Here is a 25,070-nt window from a genome sequence, read left to right as displayed (position 1 = left end):
CGGGTCCGCGCTGCGCGCGGCCGGCGGCGGCTCACAATCCCGCTACCGGAAAATTCGCATGCCAGACAGCGCTTTGCACGTTGACCGGTTTCGGAATCAGCTTCTGCTGCAGGAACAGGTCTGCAATCTGCTGCTGCGAGGCCACGATCTGCGGCGTGACCGGCGTGACGCCGTAGGGCACGCGCCGCAACCAGGTCTCCACAACGGGCTGCTCGATGCCGAGCTTGGGCGCAAGCAGGGCGGCGGTTTCCTGCGGATGCTGATTCACCCACAGCCCCGCCGTGCGCAGCTGGGCCAGGATGGCGTTGACCGCGCGCGGATGCGTGTTCACGAATCCCGGGGTGGCTTCGTAGAAGTTGAACACCGGCAGCTCGCTGAAATCGCCCAGCGTGCGTGTCTTCAACGCCTTTTGTGCCAGCGCGTAATACGGATCCCACACGACCCACGCATCGACCGCGCCGCTCTCGAAGGCTGCGCGCGCTTCAGCCGGTGGCAGGTAGATCGGCTGAATGTCCTGCACCGTGAGGTTGGCGCGACGGAGCAGCTGCACCAGCAGGTAGTTGGAGCTGGAGCCCTTCTGCAGCGCGATGCGCTTGCCTTTCAGGTCGGCCACGCTGTGCGCGGGTGAGCTGTCGAGCACGAACAGCGCCTCGTTGGTCTTGCCGCCCGGCTCGGCCCCCACATAGACAAGGCGCGCGCCTGCGGCCTGCGCAAACACGGCCGGCGGCGCGCCGGTGTAGCCAAAGTCAATGCTGCCCGTGTTGAGCGCCTCGAGCAGTTGCGGCCCGGCAGGGAATTCCTTCCACTCGACCTTGTAGCCGAGGTCGCCCAGCGGTTTGTCGAGTGCGCCTTGCGCTTTGAGCACGGCAAGCAGCCCCGCTTTTTGAAAGCCGATGCGCACCGTGGTCGGGTCGGCGGCCTGCGTCAGGCCTGCGCACAGCGCCATGCCGGCGCCAAGCAATGCGGCCAGCCAGCGTCGGCGGCCAGATGGGGCGGTGTGGGGCGGATGGCTTTGCATGGTTCCTCCTGCGTCGTCTGTGTTGTGCAGCTGATGCTACGGACAGCGCACGCACGAAGGAACGAACAAGATTGCATGTGGATAGACGCCGCCAACGTCAGCCCGGCGCTGCTATGGCGGCAAGCTCCGCCAGATACGCCCAAGGATAGATGCCGCGCGCATGTCCATCACTGAAAACCAGTTGCACGCCGTAACCCGCAGGCGCGATGGTGGTGACGCGCACGGCGGCCGGCACGTTGATCGGCGTGCCGTGATGGCGCTTGAACTGGCACTCCGCACAGCGGCACGCCTCGCGCAATGCCGCGTGGTCAAGCGCGACAACGGCATCTGCCCAGTGAAGCCGCAGCCGGCCTTGGGCGACGTCGTTTTCGATACGCTCAGGCGGATGCACGGGCGCGCTCGATTTGTGCCAAGGCGATCCGCACGGCCTTGACGACTTCGGGGTCGCCATCGGTTTCTGCGCTGCGCAGGGCGGGCAGGGCAGAGGCTTCGCCGATCTCTCCCAGTGCGAGTGCGGTTTCCTTGCGCAGGTTGCTGATTGGGTGCGTGAGCAGCGCGGCGAGCGCATCGACGGCATGCGCAGCGCGCCACCGGCCGAGCGCCCGGGCGGCCTGCAGGCGAACTTGCCAATACGCATCGGCCAGCGCATCCACCAACGCTTGCGTGACATGCGAGTCCGGAGCCAACGCCCGCAGTTTGCCGAGCGTGCTTGCGCTTTCCTCACGCACGCGCCAGGCGGTGTCTTGCAGCGCATCGAGCAGCGCGGGCAGCACAGCGGCATCGGTGGCGAGGCCGAGGGCGCCGACTGCGGCACGGCGCACGTCGACATCTGCGTCATGACGGGCGCGTTCCGCCAGCGCAGGCAATGCGCCCACATGCTTGCGCCAGCCAAGCACCGCAACGGCCTCGCGACGCACGGCGGCGTCCGCGTCTTGCAAGGCGCGCAGCGCGGGTGCTTCGCTCTCGGGCACGCGCAGCTCACGCAGCCCACGCAATGCGGCGGCGCGCACAAAGGCGTTGGCATGGTCGACGTAAGGCAACAGCGCCGGCGCAGACTCGGGAGACTTCAAATCCGCCAGGCCGATTGCGGCTGCATCGCGCACGGTGCCATCCGCGTCTTCGAGCGCACGGGCGAGCGCGGCCACGGTGTCCGGCTGTTCCCACGTTGCCAGGATGCGCGCAGCTTCCAGCCGAACTTCGGGGGCAGGGTCTTGCTCAAGCAGCGCAATCACGTTTGGCAGCGAATCGGCGTCTTCTTCATCGGCGATCTGCAGCAGGGCAACGCGGCGGGTGGCGGCATCCGCGTCGTGCAGACGCGCCAGGGGTGTTGTCGTCATCGCGGCCTCAGCGCAGCAGATACGGGATGTCGACCTTCACCGCGCCGGTCGGGCAGTCCTGCTCGCAGGGCATGCAGTACCAGCATTCGTCGAACTGCATGAAGGCCTTGCCTTTGGTCAGGTCGATGGCGAGCAGGTCGAGCGGGCAGACGTCGACGCACACGGTGCAGCCCTTGTCGGCAATGCACTTGGCTTCGTCGATGGTGACGGGCGCGCTGCTGCGCGAGGTGATGTCATGCGGCGTGTGGGTGAAATGAACGGTCGTCTGTTGCATGGTCATGCAGCCTTCGGAATGCGCATCTGCGCGTAGGAATCGGTGCCGAGCACATCGACAGGGATGACGTACGGCTCAACCGCCTGCTTGCGGCTGGCCATGGCGCCGTGTGCGTCCTTGTACAAGCGCGTGTGGCAGAACCAGTTGGCGTCGTCGCGTTCGGGGTAGTCCACGCGATGGTGATACAGGCCCCAGCGGCTCTCGGTGCGGAAGAGCGAAGCGCGCGCGGCCATCTCGGCGCAATCGCGGATGAAGCTGACTTCCATCGCGCGCATCAGCTCGTGCGGGTTGCGCGCGTGCAGGTGCGTGATGTCTTCGGCAATCTCGTCGAAGCGGCGCAGGCCGATTTCCATCTTGCGCGTGACCTTGGGCGGCTGCAGGTAATCGTTCACCATGCGGCGCAGCTTGTATTCCACTTGGGCGGGGGCCAGTCCGTGGCCGCGTTGCAGCGGCGCAAAGATGCGCGCGCGTTCTCGTTCGATCTGCGCGTCGTCGACGCGGGCGACGCCTTGCCGGCCCGCGATGTAGTCCGCCGCGTTCTGCCCCGCAAACCAGCCATACGTAAACGCGCCGAGCATGTAGTTGTGCGGCACGGCCGCCATGTCGCCCGCCGCGTAAAGGCCCGGCACGGTGGTTTCCGCGCGTGCATTCACATACACGCCAGACGCGCTGTGCCCGCTGCAGAAGCCGATTTCCGAGATGTGCATCTCCACCATCTGCGTCCGGTAATCGGTGCCGCGCCCCGCGTGGAAGCGGCCGCGGCTCGGGCGCTCGTTGGTGTGCAGGATCGTCTCGATGGTCTGGATGGTTTCTTCGGCCAGGTGGTCGAGCTTGAGAAACACCGGGCCTTTGCCGCCCTGCAGCTCCTGGTAGAACTCCCACATCATCTGGCCGCTCCAGTAGTCGCACTGGATGAAGCGTTCGCCGCGCGCGTTGGCGGTGTAGCCGCCCAGCGGGCCGGTCACATACGCGCAGGCGGGGCCGTTGTAATCCTTGATGAGCGGGTTGATTTGGAAGCATTCCAGGTTGGAAAGCTCCGCGCCCGCGTGATACGCCATGGCATAGCCATCGCCCGCGTTGGTGGGGTTTTCGTATGTGCCCATCAGGTAGCCGGAGGCCGGCAAGCCAAGCCGCCCTGCAGCGCCGCAGCTCAGCACCACGGCCTTTGCGCGCACCACGAGGAAATCCGCCGTGCGGCAATCGAAGCCGAGCACGCCGCAAGCGGCGCCATCGGCATCCGTCAGCACGCGCGTGACGACAATGCGGTTCGTGATCTCCACCCGCGCACGCTTGAGCTGGCGATACAGCACCTTCTTGATGTCGTGCCCCTCCGGCATCGGCAGCACGTAGCTGCCCATGTGGTGGACCTTCTTGACGGCATAGTCGCCGGTTTCGTCCTTCTCGAACTTCACGCCCCAGCGGTCAAGCTGCTCGATGGTGGCAAAGCTGTGCTGCGCATAGGCATACACGCCCGATTGATCGACGATGCCATCGTTGGCCAAGGTGATTTCGCGCGTGTATTGCTCAGGCGTGGCATGCCCCGGAATGACCGCGTTGTTCAGCCCGTCCATACCCATCGAGATGGCGCCGCTGCGCTTCACGTGCGCCTTGTCGATCAGCAGCACACGCAGCGCAGGGTTGCGTTCTTTTGCCTTGATGGCCGCCATCGGGCCGGCCGTGCCGCCGCCCACGACGACGAGGTCGTACTCCAGTTCCAACGTGTTCATACGGTGCCTTGCAAAGGAAGGATGGATTGCGCATGCGCCGCCACCTGACGATCCAGCCGAAGCCGGTACTGGAAGGCGTCGCCGCGAAAATACAGGCGTTCAAAATCGATGGGCGTGCCCTGGGCGTCGTGCGTCAGACGCTCCACGCGCAACAGTGCCGCGCCTGCGCCCGTATCGAGTGCGGTCGCGGTGGCGTGGTCGGCCAGCACCGCATCGATGGCCAGCGTCGCATGACCGAGCGCCACCCCTGCGTCCTGCTCCAGCACGAGGAAAACATCGCGCGTGACGAGGTCCGCCCGCGCGACGCTGCTGCCCAGCGGCTCCGGCAGCCACGTCACCTCAAGGGAAACCGGCACCTGATCGAGCAACCGCACGCGATGCAATTCCGTGACGGCCGTGCCGGGTGCCAGTTGCAGCGCCTGTGCCACGTCGGTCGGCGCGGGCAGCGTGCGCAGCTTCAGCACGCGGTTACGGATGGCATGACCTTGTGCCGACATCGCCTCGGCAAAGCCCTGCAGCGCCGTCACGTTCTGAAAGGCCTTGGGCTGGCTCACAAACGTGCCTTTGCCGTGGCGGCGGAAGATCAGCCCTTCGTTCTGCAGATCGGCCAGTGCCTGACGCACGGTGATGCGACTGGCGTTGAACTGCTCGCCCAGCGCCGCTTCCGACGGCAGCAGCGAGGCCGGCGCGTAGTGGCCGCTGAGAATGCCCTCGCGCAGCGTGCCCTTGATGCGCTCATAGAGCGGCCGGGCAGGTTGGCGGTGCAAATTTGAGGTGGTCATGGATGGGCGCAACTCGTCATAACAAGTGCGCCCAGTGTAAAAAGCAGGCGTATGCAGCGGAACGAAGCTTTTTCGATATGCATGCTCGGTTTTTGGCATACGCCGCCGCCACAGCTCTGGCTGAGCGGTCTGCACAGCTGGCATCGCCTTGCGCGATGTTGGTGCGCTGCACGATGCGCAAACGCTGTGTCTGATATCAAAACCGATATCAGTCAGCCCCCAAAAAAACATTAGACGGTCATGTCAGGCTGTCCATACCATGGCTCACCACGGATCACCGGCAAGGGAAGACGGGCGCCGCATGCCGGATTCGACTCGTGTATCGCGTTGCAAAGACGACGTGCGCAGCCCCGGGGGTAGTCGCCGGCTGCGTTCCACCATAACGGAGACAAACGATGCAAAAAACGAGCGCTGCGTGCGCCAGACGGACCGTATTGACCTTCCTGGCTACGGCCGGGGTGCTGCTGGCCACGGGCTTGACGACAGCGGCTCACGCGGCCGACAAGTCGTTCACCATGGGTTTCGCCCAGGTGGGTGCCGAGAGCGAATGGCGCACCGCCAATTCGGAGTCCATCAAATCGACGGCCAAGGCGCAGGGCGTGAACCTGAAGTTTTCCGACGCGCAGCAGAAGCAGGAAAACCAGATCAAGGCGATCCGCTCGTACATCGCGCAGAAGGTCGATGTGATTGCGTTCTCGCCGGTGGTGGAATCCGGCTGGGACACCGTGCTGCAAGAAGCCAAGGCCGCCAAGATCCCGGTCATCCTGACCGACCGCGGCATCGACAGCAAAGACACCTCGCTCTACACCACGTTCATCGGCTCGGACTTCGTCGAGGAAGGCCGCAAGGCGGGCCGCTGGCTGCTTGAAAACGTCAAGCCCAAGGGTGACGTGAACATCGTCGAGCTGCAAGGCACGGTCGGCTCCGCACCCGCCATCGACCGCAAGCGCGGCTTTGAAGAGATCATCAAGGCCGACCCGCACTACAAGATCATCCGCTCGCAAACCGGCGACTTCACCCGCGCCAAGGGCAAGGAAGTGATGGAAGCCTTCCTGAAGGCCGAGGGCAAGAAGATCAACGTGCTGTACGCGCACAACGACGACATGGCGATTGGTGCCATCCAGGCCATTGAAGAGGCGGGGCTCAAGCCGGGCAAGGACATCGTCATCATCTCGATCGACGGCGTGAAGGGCGCCTTTGAAGCCATGATGGCCGGCAAGCTGAACGTCACGGTGGAATGCAGCCCGCTGCTCGGGCCGCAACTGATGGATACCGCGCGCGCCGTGCTGGCGGGCAAGACTGTGCCCAAGCGCATCGTCACCAAGGAAGGCATCTTCCCGATGGACGTGGCGGCCAAGGAGTTCCCGAACCGCAAGTACTGAGGGGGGGGGCATTCGCAAGCCCTTTGCTGAATCGGGGAATGCAGGCGGGGCGGGTGACGGTGACTCGCCTTGCCGGTATGCACCCTCAACAGGCCACACCCATGTCCGATCACGTTGATCAACCCGCCGCGACAGATGCACGCGGCGCGCTGCTGCACATGCGCGGCATCTGCAAGAACTTTCCCGGCGTGCAGGCGCTGGCCGGGGTGGATTTCCGCTTGTTTCCCGGAGAAGTGCATGCCCTGATGGGGCAGAACGGTGCCGGCAAGTCGACGCTCATCAAGGTCCTGACCGGCGTTGAAGCGCCGGATGCGGGCGAGATCCTGCTCGGCGGTCAGCCCATCGCGCCGGGCTCGCCGCTGGAGGCGCAAAAGCTCGGTATCAGCACGGTGTATCAGGAGGTCAATCTCTGCCCGAACCTGACCGTAGCGGAGAACATCCACATCGGCCGCTTTCCCATGCGGCTGGGCAGCATCGACTGGCGCGCCACCAACCGGGCGGCGCAGGCGTTGCTGGCGGATCTGAACATCCACATCGACGTGACGCTGCCGCTGTCGCTGTATCCGGTGGCCATCCAGCAGATGGTGGCGATTGCGCGCGCGCTTTCCACCGAAGCCCGCATCCTGATCCTGGACGAGCCCACTTCCAGCCTGGACGACGATGAAGTGGCGCGCCTGTTTGCCGCCATCCGCACGCTCAAGGCGCGCGGCATGGCCGTGCTGTTCGTCACGCATTTTCTGGAGCAGACGTACGCGATTGCCGACCGCATTACCGTGCTGCGCAACGGCCGGCTGGAAGGAGAATACGCCGCGCGCGATCTGCCGCAGCTGCAACTGATCAACAAGATGGTCGGGCGCGACATCGACGCGAGCCGTTTCGAGCGCACCCAGGTGCCGCCCGTGGACGACACGGCGCCAGCGTTCCTGAGCGCACGCGGCATGGGCCGTCGTGGCGTGGTGCAGCCGCTCGATCTGGACGTCCGCCCCGGGCAGGTGCTGGGCCTGGGCGGCCTGCTCGGCTCGGGCCGCACCGAGACCGCGCGCCTGCTGTTCGGCGTAGACCGCAACGACGCAGGCTCGATCAACGTGCAGGGCCAGTCGCACCAGTTCAGCTCGCCGCGTGATGCCATCCGCCAGGGCATCGGCTTCTGCCCGGAAGACCGCAAGACCGAAGGCATCATTGCCGAGCTGTCGATTCGCGAGAACATCATCCTCGCGCTGCAGGCCAAGCGCGGCCTGTTCCGCTATCTGCCCAAAAAGCGCCAGCGTGAGATTGCCGACCAGTACATCGCCCAGCTCGGCATCAAGACGCCCGACGCTGAAAAGCCCATCGGCCAGCTCTCGGGCGGCAACCAGCAGAAAGCCGTGCTCGCGCGCTGGCTGGCGACCGACCCCGCCATGCTGATCCTGGATGAGCCGACGCGCGGCATCGACATCGCCGCCAAGCTCGACATCATGGACCTGGTGACCGCGCAGTGCCGCAAGGGCATGGCGATCCTGTTCATCTCCAGCGAGCTGCCGGAGGTGCTGCGCGTAAGCCACCGGCTGGCGATCCTGCGCGATCGCAAGAAGGTGGGCGAGCTGGCCGGCGCCGATGTAACGGAAGACAACCTGTGCCACGTGATTGCCGGCGGCGACGTGCCCGCCAGCCAATCCACCACCACCGGAGGCGCTGCATGAAACCCGCCAATCTGCGCGCACTCTCCGGCCACCGATTGTTCTGGCCCGGCGTGACGCTGCTTTTGCTGTGTCTGCTCAACGCGTGGTTCAACCCGCATTTCTTTCACCTCGACGTTCGTAATGGGCATCTGTACGGCAGCCTGATCGACATCCTCAACCGCGCAGCGCCGCTGATGCTCGTGTCGCTCGGCATGACGCTGGTGATTGCGGTGGGCGGCATCGATATTTCGGTGGGCGCGGTAGTCGCCATTTCCGGTGCCATTGCGGCATCGCTTGTCGGCGGCACGCTGGTGGTGCAGAACGGCCTGCCCGTCTACGTGACCAAGGTGCCGCTGCTGCTGGCGCTGCTGGCGGCCGTGGGCGCGGCGCTGGTGTGTGGCATGTGGAACGGCCTGCTAGTGGCGGGCGCGGGCATGCAGCCCATCATCGCCACGCTGATCCTGATGGTGGCCGGCCGCGGCGTGGCGCAGCTCATTACCGGCGGGCAGATCATCACCGTGTACTACGAGCCGTTCTTCTTCGTGGGCAACGGCTATCTGTTCGGGCTGCCGTTCGGGCTGTACATCGCGGCCGCTGTGCTGGGCCTCCTGTTGCTGTTGATGCACCGCTCGGCGCTGGGCCTGTTCATCGAGGCCGTCGGCATCAACCCCGTGGCCGCGCGGCTTGCGGGGCTGAACACCAAGGCGCTGCTGTTTGGCATCTACGCGTTCTGCGGTGCCATGGCCGGTGTTGCGGGGCTCATCATCTGCTCCAACGTCAAAAGCGCGGACGGCAACAACGCCGGGCTGCTGCTGGAGCTTGACGCCATCCTGGCCGTCACGCTGGGCGGCACCTCGTTGGCGGGCGGCAAGTTCAGCCTGTGGGGCAGCGTGATCGGGGCGCTCATCATCCAGACGCTTACCTACGCGATCTATTCGATGGGCGTGCCGCCCGAAATCAACCTCGTGGTGAAAGCCGTGGTGGTGTTTGCCGTCTGCCTGGCGCAATCGCCTGCGTTTCGCAGCATGCTCTTTCAACGCCACAGCCGTGCAGGGGCGCAGTCATGAGAATCAATCCACGGCGCTTGCCGTTCTACGTCACGCTGTTTTTGTTTGCGCTGTTGTTCGGCTTCGGCTCGGTGACTTACACGGGCTTCTTCAGCGTGCAGGTGTTTCTCAATCTGCTGATCGACAACGCGTTCCTGATCGTCGTTGCCATCGGCATGACGTTCGTCATTCTGTCGGGCGGCATCGATCTGTCGGTTGGGGCGGTGGTGGCGCTGACCACCATGATCTCCGCCGCGCTGGTCGAACACCACGGCTGGTCGATTGGCGTGGTGGTGCCTCTGGTGCTGGCTGTGGGGTGCCTGTTCGGCCTGATGATGGGCGTGCTGATCCAGGTGTTCCGCATCCAGCCGTTCATCGTCACGCTGGGCGGCATGTTCCTCGCGCGGGGGCTGTGCTACCTCATCAGCATCGATTCGATCAGCATTACAGACCCGATCTATACCGCGCTCTCGCAGTACAAGATCCAGGTGGGCGGCGGCAACTACGTGTCGCCCAGCGTGGTGATTGCGCTGGTGGTGTTTGCGGCAGCAGCGTGGCTTGCACATTGCAGCCGCTTTGGTCGCACGGTGTACGCACTGGGTGGCAATGAACGGTCTGCCCTGCTGATGGGCTTACCGGTGGCGCGCACGCGCATCCTCGTCTATGTGCTCAGCGGGTTTTGCTCGGCACTGGGCGGGGTGCTGGTCACGTTCTACATGCTGTCCGGCTACGGGCTGCACGCGCAAGGCATGGAACTGGACGCCATTGCCGCCACGGTGGTCGGCGGCACGCTGCTCACTGGCGGCGTGGGGCTGATCAGCGGTAGTGTGGTGGGCGTGCTCCTGCTCGGCGTCATCCAGTCGCTGATCACCTTTGACGGCACGCTCAGCTCCTGGTGGGCGCGCATTGCCATTGGCGTGTTGCTGTGCGTGTTCTGCCTCATGCAGCGTTTCCTGGGGCGCGCGCAACGCGGTGCGGCATTGCCGCCGTCCACCCCGCACAGGCCGGCGCGGCCGTCGAACGAGACGGCCAAGGACTCTCCGGCCTCAGCCATCCTCATGCAGTCGCACGCCGTACCGCCTTTCAATTAGGCACACGCAGTTGCGGTTTCCCGTAGGCATGCCGGCCTTGAAAAGGTTGTTTCGCGCAACGATCGGATTGCAGGCGTTGGGCGCCGAACTTGGCGTGCAGGTGGAGTCCTTCCAAACGAACAGCGAAGCGGCGATGTGCGAGCGCATTCACCGCGCGTTTGAAGAAGGCCAGGACGCCGTGCTGATCAACGCAGGTGCGTGGACGCACTACAGCTACGGCGTCCGCGATGCGCTGGCGATCCTGACGTGTCCGGTGGTGGAATTGCATATGTCCAACATCCACGCACGCGAGCCGTTCCGACATCACTCGGTATTTGCTGACATCGTCAGCGGGCAGATCTGCGGGTTTGGCGTCCAGAGTTACCTTCTGGCCCTGCGGGCGGCGGTATCGCCAATCGATCCGAGGAGCGCCGGCAGTCGTTCCTGAACCGATAGCGCTTTCCAGGTTCGACAATGCTATGGGTGAAGCTTCTCGCCCTTGTTCAGCATGTCGATGACCTGAGAAATCTTCTTGGCGCGCGTCTCGGCCTTTTTCACGTTCTGGATCCTGAACAGAATCGCGTACCGGTTCTGGCCATTCAAGGTGGCGAAGAATTGCCTGGCCTTCGGGTTGGCATCCAAAGCCTGCTGCAGGTCATCGGGCACGGTTGACGTACCCGCAGACGAATAGGCCGCCTCCCAGCGGCCGTCTTGCTTGGCCAGCTCGATTGCGCGAAGCCCTGCAGGGCGCATTCTCCCGGCGGTGATCAAGGCTTCAGCCTTGGCGGTGTTGATCTTCGACCAGATGCTCTTGGCGGTTCTGGGCGTGAACCGCTGCAGCCAGTAGTGCTCGTTTTCCGCCTGCTTTTGCCCGTCGATCCATCCATAGCAGAGGGCGCTCTCAACGGCCTCTGCATAAGACACAGTGGATTGTTCGGCCGACCGCTTTGCGATGCGAAGCCAGACGCCAGCCACAGCTTCTCCGTGGGTTTCCAGCCAGGCTTCCCAGGCTTCCTGATTGGTGAAGGAAAGTTTTGGATTGTGCATTGCGCTGGACCATTGCCATCGAATTTGTCGGAGACGTTACTCGCGCCTGAAACCGAGAACACCCCTGCCCATTGCGTTTTCGGAAACCAATGGGTTCGGCATCCACGCCGTGCGCACTTCCAGCTTGTCTCCATCCAGCGTATAGAACCGTTCCTGCTCCGTGCCGGTCCAGGCTTCATTCCAGGACGCGTCGACCTTCGTGATGAACCGATCGTCCTCGACCCGATACCGCCCGGTATAGGCCACGATCGTACGGAACAGCGCCGCCAGCTTCTCGTCTGTGTTCCCCGGCTCCCGCACTTTCGCGGTGAGGAGCACCATCATGCGCTCGTCAGCGCCGAAGATCAGCGACCCATTGGGGTCAGCGCCCCAGGGCTGCGTACGCTCCTTAGTCTCCTGAAGCTCGGTCTCGAAAGACACCAGCCGCCAGCTACCGTGCAGCCTTGTATCGCGCTCAGTCATCGTTCGTCCTGTCGTCGTTCGTTTAAGTGTTCATAGGCGATGGGCGCCGCAAAACAACATGCGTCGCCTTTTCTGATGCTACGGATTCAACGCACGCGTAGCCCAGCGCTCGCAAGTCGATCCCCTCGAACAGGGGTTCCCCACGGCCAAGCAAGACCGGCGAGATCGCGATGTGCAGCTCATCGATGAGGCCTTCACGCAGGTACTGCCGGATGGTGCCCGGCCCACCGCCAATGCGTACATCCTTCCCGCCCGCGGCCTCGCGGGCACGGTCGAGCGCTTCTCGAAAGCCGCCTGTGATGAAGTGGAAGGTCGTGCCGCCCGCCATCTCGATGGGCGCACGCGCGTAGTGGGTCAAGACGAAAACGGGAACGTGATATGGCGGGTTGTCGCCCCACCAGCCTTTCCATGTGTCGTCGGGCCAATCCCCGCGAATGGGGCCGAACATGTTGCGCCCGAGAATCCACGCCCCCACGTTCCGGAAGCTACGGGCGGCAAAGTCATCGTCAACGCCAGTTGTACCGCCGTCCTTGCCGAACAGGGTCCGCTGGAACGTGCGCGTCGCGACCAGCCACTGGTGCAGCTCCATCCCGCCAATGCCGAGCGGATTGTTGATGTCCTGATCCGGACCTGCGCCGTATCCGTCAAGCGAGAGGGTGAAGCCCGCAACGCGAACGCGTGTCATCGTTTGTCTCCAGCTCCAATCGGACGCCCGATCGGTCATCAACGGATGCCGGCGTCAGGACCTGCATATTAGTACCGGGGCCAGCCGAACGTGCGGCGCGCGTCGGGCTGGCCATCGGCCATTGGGGGGAGGGCCCCGCCATCATTTAGAATCGCTCACTTTGCCCGACCTCCCATGTGGTTCAAAAACCTCCAGCTTCATCGTCTGCCGGCACCCTGGGCCGTGACCCCTGACCAGCTTGAAAAGTGGCTGACACCCCACGCGTTTCAACCGGGCAACAGCGTAGAAAAGCAGACCTTCGGCTGGGCCTCGCCGCGTGACGACGGCGCGCTCGTGTATTCGAACAACGGGCAGATGCTGCTGGTATTCCGTGCCGAGAAGAAGCTGCTGCCCGCGTCCGTCATCAATCAGGTGACCAAGGCCCGGGCGCTTGAGCTGGAGGAGCAACAGGGCTTCAAGCCCGGCCGAAAGCAACTGCGCGAACTCAAGGAGCAGGTGACCGACGAACTGCTGCCGCGCGCCTTCAGCATTCGCCGCGATACGCGGGTGTGGATCGATACGGCAAATGGCTGGCTCGTGATCGATGCGGCTTCGCAGGCGGTTGCCGACGACGTGCGCGGCCTGCTCGTCAAGTCCATCGATCAATTGCCGCTCACCAGCGTGCACGTGAAGCATTCGCCTGTTGCGGCGATGACGGAGTGGCTGCTCTCCGGCGAGGCGCCCGGCGGCTTCACCGTCGACCAGGACGCCGAGCTGCGCTCGACGGGCGAGGGCGGCGCCACGGTGCGATACGTTGGCCACGCGCTCGAAGCGGAAGACATGCGTCGGCACATCGAAGCCGGCAAGCAGTGCATGCGTCTTGCCATGACGTGGGACGATCGCGTCTCGTTCGTGCTGACGCCGTCGCTCCTGATCAAGCGTGTGACGCCGCTCGACGTGATCAAGGAGGCTGAAGACCCCACCGCCCAGAACGACGACGAGCGCTTCGACTCCGATGTCGCGCTCATGACCGGCGAACTGGCGCGGATGCTGAGCGACCTGGTCGACAGCCTCGGCGGCGATCAGCTGGATGCCGTGCAACAGGCCAAGGCGGCCTGAGTTTCATCAGCCGCCTTGAAGTTGCGCAGGAGTCGGTGCAGGTTGACGAGGCCGTATTGTCGTAACGTGAACGTTGCTCAGTCGGTCCGCCCGGCGCGCAGGTCGCTCTTGCGGATGAGCTGCAAGAGCGTTTCCGCAGGCTTGCTCAAGCACCGTGCCGACAACGTGATGAACTCGATGGCCGGCAGCGGCTGAGTTACGTCGACCACGGTACCGGGCCGGGCAAGCCATTCGAGCTGCCCTCGGAACAGCCTGACACCACGTCGGCCGCCTTCGCGGCGCTTGCCGGCAATCAGGTCGAGCGAGCCGTCTTCGATGCCTTCGTACGGCTTGCTGGTCATCCCCATCGTGACCTCGACGCATCAGGATGCCGGCAGCGGCAACAGTTTGTGTTCGATGGTGCAGATACTCGCCATCGGCTTGGGCGTATCGATCGGAGGGGGGCTTGTCAGCCTTTTCTCGGTCAAGCTTGGCGTGGCTGCGCCGGCGTATCGGCTGGCGTTCTTCACCATGGGCGTGGTGACCGAGTTTTTCGCGTTGATTTTCCGCAAGCTCGACGCGAAGCCCACGCCGTTGCGTACTAAGAACCTGGAAGCCGAGGCTGTACAGGCACGCCAAGGATGCCGGCGCTTCATCCCGGGTACCTTCGAACGTGTAGCCGTCATGCGGGTTTATGTGTGCATGAATCTCCGCAAAACCGCTGGCCGGTTATCCGCGCATGCGCAAAAGATCGGCGTAAGAAATCAGTTTGCGTTTTCCTGTTCCGAGCGTCTTGCGCTTTGATGTCGAGCGAGCCGGTTTGCTGCGCTCGAACTTGGCCGCAGCACGTGCATCTTCCTTGGCATGCACGCTGGCGGATCTGGTTTCCGCCTTGACGCGTTCGGCTTCAAGTCGTGCGGCCACCCGCTCTTCGCGCGCAATCTCCTGCGCGGCCGAGAGGATTTCTGCTTTCAGTTGGTCACGTCGCTGTTTGGCTGCCACGCGGGCGGCCTGCAGTTGTTCCTTCCGTTGCCGGAGCCAGTCTTTCCGGCTCACCGGCGCTGGCCGCGCCTCTGCCGGCACACTCAGGCGCAAAGCCCGGCTGGCGGCAACTTTCTCGGCGTGGATCGGGCGGCGCGGATCGCGTTTCGCATCACTCATGGTGCGCAACGCTCCCAGGCGGCACCGCTGTGCCGCCGAGCACCAACCAGCAGGGGATGGCGAGTCATGACGTTCATTCTGCCAACCGTACCATAGGGCTCCATGTCCCGCAGGGGTGACGCCGGGCCATCAAGTTTCTGGGCGTGCGAATGCATGGCCCTACCGTGATTTCCATGCGGAATCCATGTCAGCAAGGCGGCGTTTCAGCCGGTGCGCCACGGCGGCTCATGCCATAGGGCGCCTGCCGGGCGCATGGCTTTTCCGCCGCCTGCAATACCGCATGTGCGTGAATACGCCACCAAATTGCATCGCCGTTGGCGCAAAATAGCGGTTTGGGCATTTTGCGCCCCTCGCACTCTTGGAGACGGTATGAACAACGTTGTCGAATCGGCTATTTCGATCGAGAAGCGCCCGAACCCTGTTCCGGCGGAAGAGCGGGCGCGCCTGCTGGAAAACCCCGCTTTCGGCCGCGTCTTCACGGATCACATGGCCACCATCCGCTACACCGAGGGCAAGGGCTGGCACGACGCCAAAATCGGCGCGCATGGCCCGATCCAATGCGATCCGTCCACGCTGGTGCTGCACTACGCGCAGGAAATCTTCGAGGGCATGAAGGCCTACCGCCTGCCGGACGGCGGCGGTGCGCTGTTCCGCCCGGAAGCCAATGCGCGCCGGTTCCAGAATTCCGCCAAGCGCCTGGCGATGCCCGCGCTGCCGGAAGACCTCTTCCTGCAAGCCGTGCGCGAGCTGGTCAAACTGGATCGCGACTGGATTCCGTCGGGCCAGGGCTCGGCGCTGTACCTGCGCCCGTTCATGATCGCTACCGAAGTCGTCCTGGGCGTGAAGCCTTCGGCCGAATACCTGTTCTGCGTGATCGCGTGCCCGGTGGGCGCGTACTTCAAGGGCGATGCATCGTCGGGCGTCACCATCTGGGTGTCGGACAACTACACGCGCGCGGCACCGGGCGGTACGGGCGAGGCCAAGTGCGGCGGCAACTACGCCGCCAGCCTGGTCGCTCAAGCGGAGGCCACCCGCGAGGGCTGCGACCAGGTCGTCTTCCTCGACGCGGTGGAGCGCAAGTGGATCGAAGAGCTGGGCGGTATGAACGTGTTCTTCGTCTTCGATGACGGTTCGCTGCAAACGCCGCCGCTGACTGGCACGATCCTGCCGGGCATCACGCGCGATTCGTTGATCACGCTGGCGCGCGGCATGGGCCTGACCGTGCGCGAAGAGCCGTACTCCATCGACCAGTGGCAGGCCGATGCCCAAAGCGGCCGCCTGCGTGAAGCCTTTGCATGCGGCACCGCAGCGGTCGTCACGCCCATCGGCAAGGTCAAGGGCCACAAGCACAACTTCACCATCGGCGATGGCAAGGCGGGTGAGCTGACGACCAAGCTGAAGGCGGCGCTGGTCGATCTGCAGAACGGCCGCGCACCGGACCCGCATGGCTGGCTCGACCGCCTGTTCTGAACCGGGCATGGCCGAATCGCTTGCCGCGCCGTCCGTCGACGGCACCGAAGCCTGGATCACCACGCCCGATGGCCGTCTCCATGCCAGGCAATGGGGCGGCCCGGTCAACGATGCCGCCAAACCGCCCATCGTGCTGCTGCACGATTCGCTCGGCTGCGTCGCGCTGTGGCGTGATTTTCCGCAGCGTCTGGCGCAGTCGACCGGACATGCGGTCATCGCCTATGACCGGCTCGGCTTTGGCCAATCCGACGCATATCCCGGCCAGTTGGATCCGGGCTTCATTCAGCAGGAAGCGTACGGCGGCTTTGCCGCGCTGACGGACCAGCTTGGCGTGGACCGCTTCTTCGTCTTCGGCCACAGCGTCGGTGGCGGCATGGCGGTGTCGATTGCGGCGGCGTATCCGGGCCGCTGCGCCGGCTTGATTACCGAGTCGGCGCAGGCGTTTGTGGAAGAGCAAACGCGCCAAGGCATCCGGATCGCCCAGGCGCAGTTTGCCGAGCCCGGCCAGATGGGCCGGCTCGAGCGGTACCACGGCAGCAAGGCGCAATGGGTGCTGGATGCGTGGGTGAACACGTGGCTGTCTCCGGCATTTGCGCACTGGTGCCTGGACGACGCGCTGCTTGCCGTGCGCAGCCCGGTACTGGCGCTGCACGGCACCGAAGACGAATACGGCTCCACCGCGCAGCCTGAGCGCATCGTCACGCTGGCTGGCGCGCCCGCTACGCTCAAGCTGGTGCAGCGCTGCGGGCACGTGCCGCATCGCGAGCAGGAAGCCGCTGTGCTCGCCGCCGTCAACGCCTTCCTGACCGCATCCGCTTGATCTGGGTTGTCCGCCGGGTGCCCGAGGTGCCCGGCATCAGCGGTTGTTTTGAGCCTCCGTTCAGGTGCGTCGCACCAAAATCGAACGACCGTTTTTAAATCATTCGTTTCAATCGCCTGCTTTTTTCCCGCCTTCAGAGGGCTGCCCGGCGGCCCGTTTGTTTGGAGTTTCGCGCCTAGTTTCCGGCGTTGGTCTCTCCTCCTGCTGCGCCTATAACGCAGATGTCGGGCACGACCCGGCGGCGCACGCATGTGCGTACACACGCCAAGCCACCCAGTGGGGCAAAACAGGAGGAAGACACATGGCAACACCCGGCATGGTCGCGTCCGTGGAATGGACCGACGGCAAGCGCTATCTCTGGATGCTCGGCGCACTGACCATCACGCTACCCATCGTCGCGGCCGTTTCGGCGCTGGCGACCGGCTGGCATCCGCTCTGGTGGGCGGGGCCATTCATCGTGTTCACGATCATCCCGTTGCTCGATTTCCTGATTGGCGACGACCCAGACAACCCGCCCGAAGACGTCGTCCCGACGCTGGAAAAACAGCGTTACTACCGCCGCATCGTCTACCTGGCGACCACCGTGCTTTACGTGAGCTTTGCCGTATCGATGTGGGTGCTGCGCACGAATGACCTGGTCTGGTACGACTACATTGCGTTCGCGTTTTCGGTGGGCGTGGTGACGGGCATCTCGATCAACACCGCCCACGAGCTGGGTCACAAGACCGACGGCTTCGAGCGCTGGTTGGCCAAGATCACGCTCGCCCCTGTCGCGTATGGCCACTTCTTCGTCGAGCACAACCGCGGCCACCACGTGCGCGTGGCCACGCCGGCCGACCCGGCAAGCGCGCGCTATGGCGAGTCGTTCTGGGAATTTCTGCCGCGTACGGTGGTAGGCAGCGTCAAATCGGCATGGGCATTGGAGAAGCGTCGGCTGGAGCAGCAGGGCCTCTCGGTCTGGTCCTGGCGCAACGACGTGCTCAACGCCTGGGCGATGACGGTGGTGCTATGGGGTGTATGCATCGCGTTCGTCGGGCTCAAGGCGGTGCCGTTCCTGATCATCCAGGCCGTTTACGGGGCGTCGCTGCTGGAGGTGGTGAACTACCTCGAGCACTACGGCCTGTGCCGCCAGCAATTGCCCAGCGGCCGCTACGAACGATGCACGCCGCAGCATTCGTGGAACAGCAACCACGTGGTGACGAACCTGTTCCTGTATCAACTGCAGCGGCATGCCGATCACCACGCCAACCCGACGCGGTCTTTCCAGGCGTTGCGGCATTTCGAGCATTCGCCGCAATTGCCGGCCGGCTATGCGGCGATGATCCTGATCGCCTATGTGCCGCCGCTGTGGTTTCGCGTGATGAACCCGCGCGTGGTGGCGCACTACAACGGCAACATGTCGCTGGCAAATGTCAAGCCGTCGATTCGCGACAAGGTGCTCGCGCAGTATCCGGCGCGCGCCTGACCTGCCGGCCTAGCGCCGGGCCACCAGATACTGCACACCCTGCGCGCCGTACCGCTCGGTGTGCGGTGCATTGGCCGCCAGATGAAACGTGTCGCCGGGCCGGTAGACGCGCTCCGCGCCTTCTGCGCGGATGCGAATTTCGCCGGCCAGGATGAGCGCTTTCGCCTCAAACGGGTGCGTGTGCGTGTCCAGCTCGCCCGGCTCTCGCGTCACCAGAACAAACTCCGTAAAGCCTTCCGCTCTTAGCGCGCTGACGAATGCGTCGCGGTCCATTGGCGTGTCTCCGTGTTGTGATGCGTGCCCCGTTTCACCATAAGCGCAGGGCGCAGAAATAAAAAGACGGCCCGGAGGCCGTCGGAAATTCGGCTGTGGGGAAGCCAAATACAACATTGGCAAGTATCTGACTATCGATATTGGAAATCTAATTGATCTTTGTTATGGCGGCGATAGGGCGCCGTGTGGCGCAGAATGTCGAGGCGCCACCGAGTTCCCGGACCTGCCATGAACGCCATCACGCCTCTCGCCTTGCTTGAACCCGCTCCAGTCAGCCTGCGCTCCAGCGACGGGCTTGGTTGGAACGGCTTTGCCGCAACGCTGCTCGGGATCCGCGCCGGCGCGTACCGGGTGCCGGCCATGGCGCAGCACCGGGTCAACGTGCATGTCGGCCCGCCTGTGCGGATGAATTGCGTATGCGATGGCCGCCGCTATTCACGCATCCAGGCACACGGCGATGCGGACGTGATTCCCGCAGGCGTGCCCGGCATGTGGACGGACGATGCCGACTGCCGGATTCTGCGGATCGCCATCAGCGACAGGTTTGTACGCTGCATCGCCGAACAGATTGGCGTGCGAGCCGACATCACGCCGCGTCTGCAATGGCGCGATGCACGCGTGCGTCATCTTGCCGCAGCGTTGGGGGCTGAGCTGCAAGCGGAGGACACCTCCGACGCGTTATATGCAGAGGGTCTGTGCACGGCGTTGGTCGTTCGTCTGCTCAGCAGCAGTCGGGATGGTGTCGCCGGGGTGGTCGACCGCGCCGGCACGTTGGCGCCTCGCGTGGCTACGCGCGTGATCGACTACATCGAAGCCCATCTGCATGCGCGCCTGACGCTGGCCGAGCTGGCCGCGCAAGCTGGTTTGAGCGTGCCCCATTTCAACGTGCTGTTTCGCGCAACCCTGGGCGTGCCCGTGCATCGCTACATCGTGCAGCGCCGGGTGGAGCGCGCGAAAGCGTTGCTGCTCGAAGGCCGCCGCAGTGCGTCGCAGATTGCGCTGGACGTGGGCTTTGCGCACCAGAGCCATATGACGCAGTGGATGCAGCGGTTGCTCGGCGTCACGCCGCGTGAAGTCATCCGCGCCGGCAAGGCGTTGGCCGCGACCGCGGATACGCCGGCTGGTTAGTCAATCCACCGAATCTGCCAAATTCCTCTGTTCCTGCAAGTTTGGTTTGCGGGCCGGGCCTAAGCTTGCGCCTCCCACTTGAGAGGAGCACGAACATGTTTGTCATCTTTGGGGCATCGGGCAAGGTCGGGCTCGCGACCGCCGTAGCGCTGCGCAATGCAGGGCGGCCCGTGCGGGCGGTGGTGCGCAGTGCGCGGCAAGGCGAAGCGCTGGCCAGAATCGGCTGCGAGATTGCGCTGGCTGATCTGACCGATCCGGCTTCCGTTGCTTCCGCCATCAAGGGCGCGACGGCTGTGCAGATGTTGTGTCCAGTGCCGGTGGGCGACGTTGATCCGGCCTTGACCATGGAACGCATGATCGACGTGGCCGCCAGTGCGTTGCGTGCCGACCCACCGCCCGCGGTGCTGGCCTTGTCGGATTACGGCGCTGAGCTGGACCGGGGCACAGGTCTGACGCGGCTGTTTCATCTGCTCGAAGAGCGGCTCAAGCCGCTTGCGACGCAACTGACACTGCTGCGTTCAGCGGAGCATGTGCAGAACTGGGCGGCGATGCTGCCCGTCATGCTGGCAACCGGGCGGTTGCCCAGCCTGCACCAGCCTCTCGATCGCGCTTTTGCGACCGTCGCCACGCAGGACGTCGGCAAGCTGGCCGCCGAACTGCTGCTGGAAGGGCCATCGGCCAAAACGCCGCGCATCATCAGCGTGGAAGGGCCGCGCCGCGTGAGCCTTGTCGACGTGGCACGCGCATTCAGCGCCGTCGTCGGCCGCGAGATTGTTGCCGAAGCCGTGCCGCGCACCGCGTGGGCGCCGATGCTGCAACGCGCCGGTCTGAGCACGAACCACGTGCAGCTCATCACCGAGCTGTACGACGCGGTCAATGCTGGACAGATCGATGTCGAGAAAGGCATTTCAGAGCAGCGTTTTGGCAAGACCGAGCTGCACGATGTGTTTGCCGCGATGCTGGCGGCGCATGTGAAATCGAGGTAACGGGGCGAAACCGACGGGCGCAAATGCGAATGCCTCTTATGCGGATTTTTATCTGCGCCCGCCGGTTATTCGCACACGACGCCATCGCCTCACTATGATCTCGGGATTGCTCTGGAGGTCATCATGGCGGTTGCACACGTTGCACGCGCGATTGGAACGGCGGTTGTGTTTTCGGCACTTGCGCTGCCGGCGCATGCGGTGCTGCCCGATGAGATCCAGGTCTATACCGGTGACATCAACGCGCCGGGCGAGTTCGGGCTGGAGCTGCACGTCAACACCACGCCCAGCGGCATCGGCACGCCAAGCTATCCAGGCGAAGTCACGACACCGCACGGCTGGCGTGCCACGGCGGAGTTCTCGTATGGCCTGACGCCCTCGCTGGAGCTGGGGCTCTATGTGCCGACCACGCTCACGCGCGAGAACACGTTCTACGTGACAGGCCCGAAGGTGCGGGTGAAATGGATGCCCGTGCGCCCGGTTGATGGCGTAGGGAACTTTGCAGGCATCAACGTCGAACTTGCCCACGTGGCAGGCCGCTTTGAGGCATCCCAGAACGCGGCAGAACTGCGACCCATCTATGGGTATCAGAACGACCGCTGGCTTTGGGCAGTCAACCCGGTGCTCGATTGGAATCTCTCGGGGGACGGGCGCAGCGGCGTGCCGGAGGCCGCGCCCAGTTTCAAGATTGCACGGACGGTTGCGACAGGGGTGCGCGCCGGCACGGAGTATTACGCCGGGCTTGGCCCCATCAACCACATCGCGCCTTTGCATGAACAACAGCACACGGTGTTCCTGGCGTTCGACGTGGACCGCAAGCCTTTCGTCTTCAACTTTGGCATCGGCCGCGGCCTGACACGCGCCTCAGACCGCTGGACGCTGAAGTGGATTTTCGAGATTCCGCTGAGCTGATCGCTGGCCGCTGAGCCCCGCAACGCCTATGCTTGCCAGCAGCCGATTGCGCCCGGTCCGCCAAGGAGGCCGCCATGACGATCGATTTGCGCCTTGCTCTGGCGATGCTGTTGCTGGCGTGCGCGGCGCACGCGGAAGACGACCTGCAAAACCGCGGTCACGATCCGTTCTTCCAGATTTCCTCCGGCGTCGCCAACTGCCCTGAGCCTGCCGGCCCGCGCATCACCGAAGCCGAATGGAAGCGCGACTCACACCACCGCATCGAGCATGGCAACCATTGCTGGGTGGAGGGCCGCTGCCGCTTGCCCAACGCGTTTTCCTACGACGATGAGATTGCCGAGACGGCAAAGCGGCGCCTGCAATGGATGTCCATCCACGTGCCGGGATGGCAGCAGAACACCACGCTGTGGGTGACGGTATGGCAGCGGTGGATGCTGGTGCAGGGCTGTGTGGCGCCGGGCTACGTGTTGGCGCCGTTCATGACGGCGCTGCATGACGTGCCTGATGTCGAGCGCTTCATCAACGAGACGACGGCACACCCGGAGCAGGGCGTGCCGTATGCGGTGTTCCGCAAGGGCGCGGTTGCCAAGCCTTGACACTAGGTCGCCTGACTTCCTGACGTAGCGGCTCAGGGTTTGTGTTTCTGGTAGGTACCGACGAGCTCGGCTTCAGCCAGCACGTGGCCACGCATGGCACGCTCCAGTTCGGCCTTGGTGGGTGCGCCAAGCTCCGGTAGTTCCACGTTCAGCGCGTAAAGCTTGTGATAGTAGCGATGACGCCCAATGGGCGGGCAGGGGCCGCCGTAAGCGGTGCGCTGCCAGTCGTTGTTGCCGGGGCGAGCACCCGGAGGCAGTCCCTTGCGTGATGCATCTTCTGCCAGCGAAGTGGTGCCGGGCGGGATGTTGTAGAGCACCCAGTGGACCCACGTCATCTTGGGTGCCGCGGGGTCGGGCGCGTCGGGGTCATCGACGATCAGCGCCAGGCTGCGTGTGCCTGCCGGAGCGCCGGTCCACGCGAGCGGCGGCGATGTGTCCGCGCCTTCACATGTCAGGCGGCTGGGGATTTCGCCGCCAGCGGCAAAGGCCGGAGAGGTCAAGGCGAGCGTCATGGCGTGCCTCACTTGAGCGGAGATGGAGGAACCACACAGCACGGTTGCCAGCAGTGACGCCCTGCCCAGCATTCGGAGCGTTCGGCGGTATGCAGGCGGCATGTGCGAGGTCCCGGTCGGCGAGAGCGCATCCAGTCGAACGCGCTCCTGACTCCTTTCAAGCTAGTGCGCGGCGGCGGGGCAGACAAGAATTGCCGCCGCCTCGGCACCCATTGCCTTCAGGCGAACCACCCCAGCGCCAACGCAGTCGCGGCCGGCACCGTCTGCACAAAGAGAATCCGTTTGTTGACCGTGACGGCGCCCCAGATGCCGGCCACCGCCACGCAGATCAGCCCGAACAGCGCAAACGCGGCGTTGATGGCGGGGTCTGGTGCGATCAGCCCAATGACCAGTGCGGCTACCAGAAAGCCGTTGTACAGGCCCTGGTTGGACGCCATGGCGGCGGTTTCGGCGGCTTTTTCCGGCGTGATGCGGAATACCTTGGGGCCGCGCGTCTTCCACAGCACCATCTCGAGTACGACGATGTAGACGTGGATCAGCAGCACCAGCAGGTAGGCGATGAGGCCGAGGGTTTTGATCATGGGAGGCAATCAGGGTATGAACGTGCCGCCATGATAGAGACTTTGTGCCGCGTATCGGCTCCCTGATGGAGGGGTATCGGCAGGGCTAAGGCGCACGCAGCCCGTTCCCCGCCGACGCGCCGCCTGCAAATTTCATCTGGCAGGACTATGCTGTGCGTTTTCGTTCCAGGCAGAGGAGCCATCGCATGACCGCATCGCAAGGATCCATGATCACGTTCAAACGCCCGGATGGGCAGGAACTCCAGGGCTATCTGGCCAAGCCGGCCAAGGCAGAGGGCGCCCCGGGCATTGTCGTCATCCAGGAGTGGTGGGGCCTGAATGACCAGATTCGCGGCGTGGCCGATCGCCTCGCGCGCGCGGGCTACGTGGCGCTGGTGCCCGATCTCTATCGCGGCACCATGACGGTGGAAGAAGAGGAAGCGCACCACCTGATGACCAACCTCAACTTTGGCGACGCGGCCACGCAGGATGTGCGCGGCGCCGTGCAATACCTCAAGCAGACCTGCGCCCGCGTGGGCGTGACGGGTTACTGCATGGGCGGCGCGCTGACGCTCCTGACGCTGAGCAACGTGCCGGAAGCGGATGCCGGCGTGGTCTGGTACGGCTACCCTCCGCTGGAATACATCGACGCCTCGAAGATCAAGGTGCCGGTGCAGGGCCACTGGGGCACGCAGGACACCGCCTTCAAGATCGAGGGCGTCGATGCGCTGGAGAAGAAGCTCGTCGATGCCGGCGTCGATGTCGACTTCCACCGCTATCTCGCGCATCACGCCTTCGCCAATGAAACGGCCGTGGGCGAGAACCGCATCGCCATCACGCAATACGACCCGGTGTGGGCCGAACATGCGTGGGACCGCGCGCTGACGTTCTTCGGCCGCACGCTGTGGTCGCGTCAGGGGTAAGCGCACGCAGGACGGCGGGATTGGCGGTACGGCGCGCTCACGAAATGCTGCAATTTCGCATGTGGGCTGCGCCGGTGCCGCCGCTATAATTCACGGCGCTGCCGCACCAACGGCAGCTGGGTTTAGCAGCCTATTCTTACCGTATGGCCGGACGGCCGCCTCGTGCGGCTTTTTTACGTCCGTGCTCGCGCACGCTTGTACCACGGCGGGCCGGGCAGGGGACCTTCGGGTCGCCGGCGTCCTACGGGCCGGTCTGCTAACCCTGTCGTCGGGTCCGCCACCCTCGTTTAGCAGCGATTAGTCGGGCCTTTTGCTATCCGTAGGAGGCTCCATGACTGTTGTGTTCGGCGGGCGTCGCCCCGCGTCTTTTCCCTCTCCGCCTTGGCTGTGCCCCGTTCCGTTGCGAACCGGAGGCCGCCAATGACACTCACCAAACGCCGTATCTACCTTGACGGTGCGCTGGAAGCGCGCCCCTTCCTCTGCCGAACGCAGGCCTATGTGCGCGAGTTCGGACAGCATCGGCCGCGCCTGTTGCGGCAGCAACTGATGCAGTACACCGGCAGCGCATATCCACCCGCCTTTGCGCGCGGGTTTGTCGACATGATCGGCGCATACCTGTCACTGGCACTCGAGCGCAGCGATATCGACCCAGCCACGTGGGAACTGATGGCCGAGGTCGAACGGTTGCGTTAGATGCCCTGC

Annotated in this window: 29 protein-coding genes and 1 pseudogene; 16 read left to right on the top strand and 14 right to left on the bottom strand. The window is 64.4% G+C overall.

Annotated features, from left to right (window positions below; translation table 11 throughout):
* Positions 1-31: 31 nt before the first annotated feature.
* From AAHM38_RS04295 to AAHM38_RS04270, 6 genes are all read right to left on the bottom strand, one after another.
* Entirely contained in the window at positions 32-1,018 is a 987-nt protein-coding gene (locus tag AAHM38_RS04295; RefSeq protein WP_116575261.1) for a sulfonate ABC transporter substrate-binding protein, read from the bottom strand.
* 97 nt (positions 1,019-1,115) lie between these two features.
* Complete coding sequence (locus AAHM38_RS04290) at positions 1,116-1,409, bottom strand: DUF971 domain-containing protein (protein ID WP_116575260.1); 294 nt, start codon at positions 1,407-1,409, stop codon at positions 1,116-1,118.
* Positions 1,396-2,355, bottom strand: a complete 960-nt coding sequence (locus tag AAHM38_RS04285) for a HEAT repeat domain-containing protein (protein ID WP_116575259.1) — start codon at positions 2,353-2,355, stop codon at positions 1,396-1,398. Before AAHM38_RS04285 ends, AAHM38_RS04290 begins: the two co-directional genes overlap by 14 nt.
* A gap of 7 nt (positions 2,356-2,362) precedes the next feature.
* On the bottom strand, positions 2,363-2,629 hold the full coding sequence (locus tag AAHM38_RS04280) for a 4Fe-4S dicluster domain-containing protein (RefSeq protein WP_004627681.1): 267 nt from the start codon (positions 2,627-2,629) through the stop codon (positions 2,363-2,365).
* Between the two features lie 2 nt (positions 2,630-2,631).
* A complete protein-coding gene (locus tag AAHM38_RS04275; RefSeq protein WP_116575258.1) occupies positions 2,632-4,356 on the bottom strand; it encodes a fumarate reductase/succinate dehydrogenase flavoprotein subunit in 1,725 nt (574 codons plus the stop codon).
* Positions 4,353-5,138 carry a GntR family transcriptional regulator gene (locus AAHM38_RS04270; protein WP_116575257.1) on the bottom strand — a complete coding sequence of 262 codons (786 nt, stop codon included), beginning with the start codon at positions 5,136-5,138 and terminating at the stop codon, positions 4,353-4,355. The genes AAHM38_RS04275 and AAHM38_RS04270 overlap by 4 nt, the downstream gene beginning before the upstream one ends.
* A gap of 395 nt (positions 5,139-5,533) precedes the next feature.
* Between AAHM38_RS04270 and AAHM38_RS04265 the strand changes: the two genes are divergently transcribed.
* The 5 genes from AAHM38_RS04265 (at position 5,534) to AAHM38_RS04245 (ending at position 10,742) form a co-directional block, all read left to right on the top strand.
* Positions 5,534-6,520, top strand: coding sequence for an ABC transporter substrate-binding protein (locus tag AAHM38_RS04265; RefSeq protein ID WP_116575256.1), 987 nt, complete (start codon positions 5,534-5,536; stop codon positions 6,518-6,520).
* A gap of 101 nt (positions 6,521-6,621) precedes the next feature.
* Positions 6,622-8,199, top strand: coding sequence for a sugar ABC transporter ATP-binding protein (locus AAHM38_RS04260; protein WP_116575255.1), 1,578 nt, complete (start codon positions 6,622-6,624; stop codon positions 8,197-8,199).
* Complete coding sequence (locus AAHM38_RS04255) at positions 8,196-9,245, top strand: ABC transporter permease (RefSeq protein ID WP_116575254.1); 1,050 nt, start codon at positions 8,196-8,198, stop codon at positions 9,243-9,245. The genes AAHM38_RS04260 and AAHM38_RS04255 overlap by 4 nt, the downstream gene beginning before the upstream one ends.
* On the top strand, positions 9,242-10,315 hold the full coding sequence (gene yjfF, locus AAHM38_RS04250; protein WP_116575253.1) for a galactofuranose ABC transporter, permease protein YjfF: 1,074 nt from the start codon (positions 9,242-9,244) through the stop codon (positions 10,313-10,315). Before AAHM38_RS04255 ends, yjfF begins: the two co-directional genes overlap by 4 nt.
* Positions 10,316-10,352: 37 nt before the next feature.
* Positions 10,353-10,742 carry a type II 3-dehydroquinate dehydratase gene (locus AAHM38_RS04245; protein WP_257019772.1) on the top strand — a complete coding sequence of 130 codons (390 nt, stop codon included), beginning with the start codon at positions 10,353-10,355 and terminating at the stop codon, positions 10,740-10,742.
* A 29-nt stretch (positions 10,743-10,771) separates the two neighbouring features.
* On the opposite strand, the gene AAHM38_RS04240 is transcribed toward AAHM38_RS04245, so the two are convergent.
* The 3 genes from AAHM38_RS04240 to AAHM38_RS04230 are packed head-to-tail and all read right to left on the bottom strand — an operon-like array spanning position 10,772 to position 12,488.
* Positions 10,772-11,341: a YdeI/OmpD-associated family protein gene (locus AAHM38_RS04240; protein WP_103519167.1), complete on the bottom strand. Its 570-nt coding sequence runs from the start codon at positions 11,339-11,341 to the stop codon at positions 10,772-10,774.
* Between the two features lie 36 nt (positions 11,342-11,377).
* A complete protein-coding gene (locus AAHM38_RS04235; protein ID WP_039374195.1) occupies positions 11,378-11,803 on the bottom strand; it encodes a lipocalin-like domain-containing protein in 426 nt (141 codons plus the stop codon).
* A gap of 22 nt (positions 11,804-11,825) precedes the next feature.
* Positions 11,826-12,488, bottom strand: coding sequence for a dihydrofolate reductase family protein (locus AAHM38_RS04230; protein WP_103519166.1), 663 nt, complete (start codon positions 12,486-12,488; stop codon positions 11,826-11,828).
* A 174-nt stretch (positions 12,489-12,662) separates the two neighbouring features.
* Between AAHM38_RS04230 and AAHM38_RS04225 the strand changes: the two genes are divergently transcribed.
* Complete coding sequence (locus tag AAHM38_RS04225; protein ID WP_009240515.1) at positions 12,663-13,586, top strand: recombination-associated protein RdgC; 924 nt, start codon at positions 12,663-12,665, stop codon at positions 13,584-13,586.
* A gap of 77 nt (positions 13,587-13,663) precedes the next feature.
* Here the strand turns inward: AAHM38_RS04225 and AAHM38_RS04220 are convergent, their stop codons facing one another.
* Positions 13,664-13,927: a hypothetical protein gene (locus AAHM38_RS04220; RefSeq protein WP_375139914.1), complete on the bottom strand. Its 264-nt coding sequence runs from the start codon at positions 13,925-13,927 to the stop codon at positions 13,664-13,666.
* Between the two features lie 16 nt (positions 13,928-13,943).
* Between AAHM38_RS04220 and AAHM38_RS04215 the strand changes: the two are divergent.
* Positions 13,944-14,153: pseudogene (locus AAHM38_RS04215) on the top strand (MFS transporter); the annotation flags it as partial.
* A 141-nt stretch (positions 14,154-14,294) separates the two neighbouring features.
* On the opposite strand, the gene AAHM38_RS04210 reads toward AAHM38_RS04215, so the two are convergent.
* A complete protein-coding gene (locus AAHM38_RS04210) occupies positions 14,295-14,726 on the bottom strand; it encodes a hypothetical protein (protein WP_009240518.1) in 432 nt (143 codons plus the stop codon).
* Between the two features lie 369 nt (positions 14,727-15,095).
* Here AAHM38_RS04210 and AAHM38_RS04205 point away from each other — a divergent pair, with 369 nt between their 5' ends.
* From AAHM38_RS04205 to AAHM38_RS04195, 3 genes are all read left to right on the top strand, one after another.
* Positions 15,096-16,196 carry a branched-chain amino acid aminotransferase gene (locus tag AAHM38_RS04205; RefSeq protein WP_004627649.1) on the top strand — a complete coding sequence of 367 codons (1,101 nt, stop codon included), beginning with the start codon at positions 15,096-15,098 and terminating at the stop codon, positions 16,194-16,196.
* A gap of 7 nt (positions 16,197-16,203) precedes the next feature.
* Positions 16,204-17,016: an alpha/beta fold hydrolase gene (locus AAHM38_RS04200; RefSeq protein WP_116575251.1), complete on the top strand. Its 813-nt coding sequence runs from the start codon at positions 16,204-16,206 to the stop codon at positions 17,014-17,016.
* Between the two features lie 301 nt (positions 17,017-17,317).
* Positions 17,318-18,481 (top strand): alkane 1-monooxygenase, encoded by a 1,164-nt coding sequence (locus AAHM38_RS04195; protein ID WP_103519165.1) that lies wholly within the window; start codon positions 17,318-17,320, stop codon positions 18,479-18,481.
* 9 nt (positions 18,482-18,490) lie between these two features.
* On the opposite strand, the gene AAHM38_RS04190 is transcribed toward AAHM38_RS04195, so the two are convergent.
* Entirely contained in the window at positions 18,491-18,754 is a 264-nt protein-coding gene (locus tag AAHM38_RS04190) for a cupin domain-containing protein (protein WP_103519164.1), read from the bottom strand.
* Positions 18,755-18,982: 228 nt separating this feature from the next.
* On the opposite strand from AAHM38_RS04190, the gene AAHM38_RS04185 reads away from it, so the two are divergent.
* From AAHM38_RS04185 to AAHM38_RS04170, 4 genes are all read left to right on the top strand, one after another.
* Complete coding sequence (locus AAHM38_RS04185) at positions 18,983-19,882, top strand: helix-turn-helix domain-containing protein (RefSeq protein WP_116575250.1); 900 nt, start codon at positions 18,983-18,985, stop codon at positions 19,880-19,882.
* Between the two features lie 95 nt (positions 19,883-19,977).
* The gene (locus AAHM38_RS04180) at positions 19,978-20,868 is read left to right on the top strand and encodes an NmrA family NAD(P)-binding protein (protein ID WP_116575249.1); all 891 of its coding nucleotides are present in this window, start codon (positions 19,978-19,980) and stop codon (positions 20,866-20,868) included.
* A 123-nt stretch (positions 20,869-20,991) separates the two neighbouring features.
* Entirely contained in the window at positions 20,992-21,777 is a 786-nt protein-coding gene (locus tag AAHM38_RS04175) for a hypothetical protein (protein ID WP_009240523.1), read from the top strand.
* 74 nt (positions 21,778-21,851) lie between these two features.
* Complete coding sequence (locus AAHM38_RS04170; protein WP_116575248.1) at positions 21,852-22,373, top strand: BON domain-containing protein; 522 nt, start codon at positions 21,852-21,854, stop codon at positions 22,371-22,373.
* Positions 22,374-22,405: 32 nt separating this feature from the next.
* On the opposite strand, the gene AAHM38_RS04165 is transcribed toward AAHM38_RS04170, so the two are convergent.
* Positions 22,406-22,885 (bottom strand): YbhB/YbcL family Raf kinase inhibitor-like protein, encoded by a 480-nt coding sequence (locus AAHM38_RS04165; RefSeq protein ID WP_004627634.1) that lies wholly within the window; start codon positions 22,883-22,885, stop codon positions 22,406-22,408.
* Between the two features lie 218 nt (positions 22,886-23,103).
* On the bottom strand, positions 23,104-23,466 hold the full coding sequence (locus tag AAHM38_RS04160) for a DUF1304 domain-containing protein (protein WP_004627631.1): 363 nt from the start codon (positions 23,464-23,466) through the stop codon (positions 23,104-23,106).
* Positions 23,467-23,651: 185 nt separating this feature from the next.
* Between AAHM38_RS04160 and AAHM38_RS04155 the strand changes: the two genes are divergently transcribed.
* Together AAHM38_RS04155 and AAHM38_RS04150 are read left to right on the top strand one after the other, a co-directional pair.
* Positions 23,652-24,368 carry a dienelactone hydrolase family protein gene (locus AAHM38_RS04155; protein WP_009240526.1) on the top strand — a complete coding sequence of 239 codons (717 nt, stop codon included), beginning with the start codon at positions 23,652-23,654 and terminating at the stop codon, positions 24,366-24,368.
* Between the two features lie 420 nt (positions 24,369-24,788).
* Positions 24,789-25,061: a hypothetical protein gene (locus AAHM38_RS04150; RefSeq protein WP_116575247.1), complete on the top strand. Its 273-nt coding sequence runs from the start codon at positions 24,789-24,791 to the stop codon at positions 25,059-25,061.
* Positions 25,062-25,070 lie beyond the last annotated feature (9 nt).

This window comes from Ralstonia sp. OTU4908, from assembly GCF_038440115.1.
Taxonomy (GTDB): Bacteria; Pseudomonadota; Gammaproteobacteria; order Burkholderiales; family Burkholderiaceae; genus Ralstonia; species Ralstonia pickettii.
Note: the sequence above shows the minus strand (reverse complement) of the source record. Positions and strands in the feature narration are given on the sequence as shown.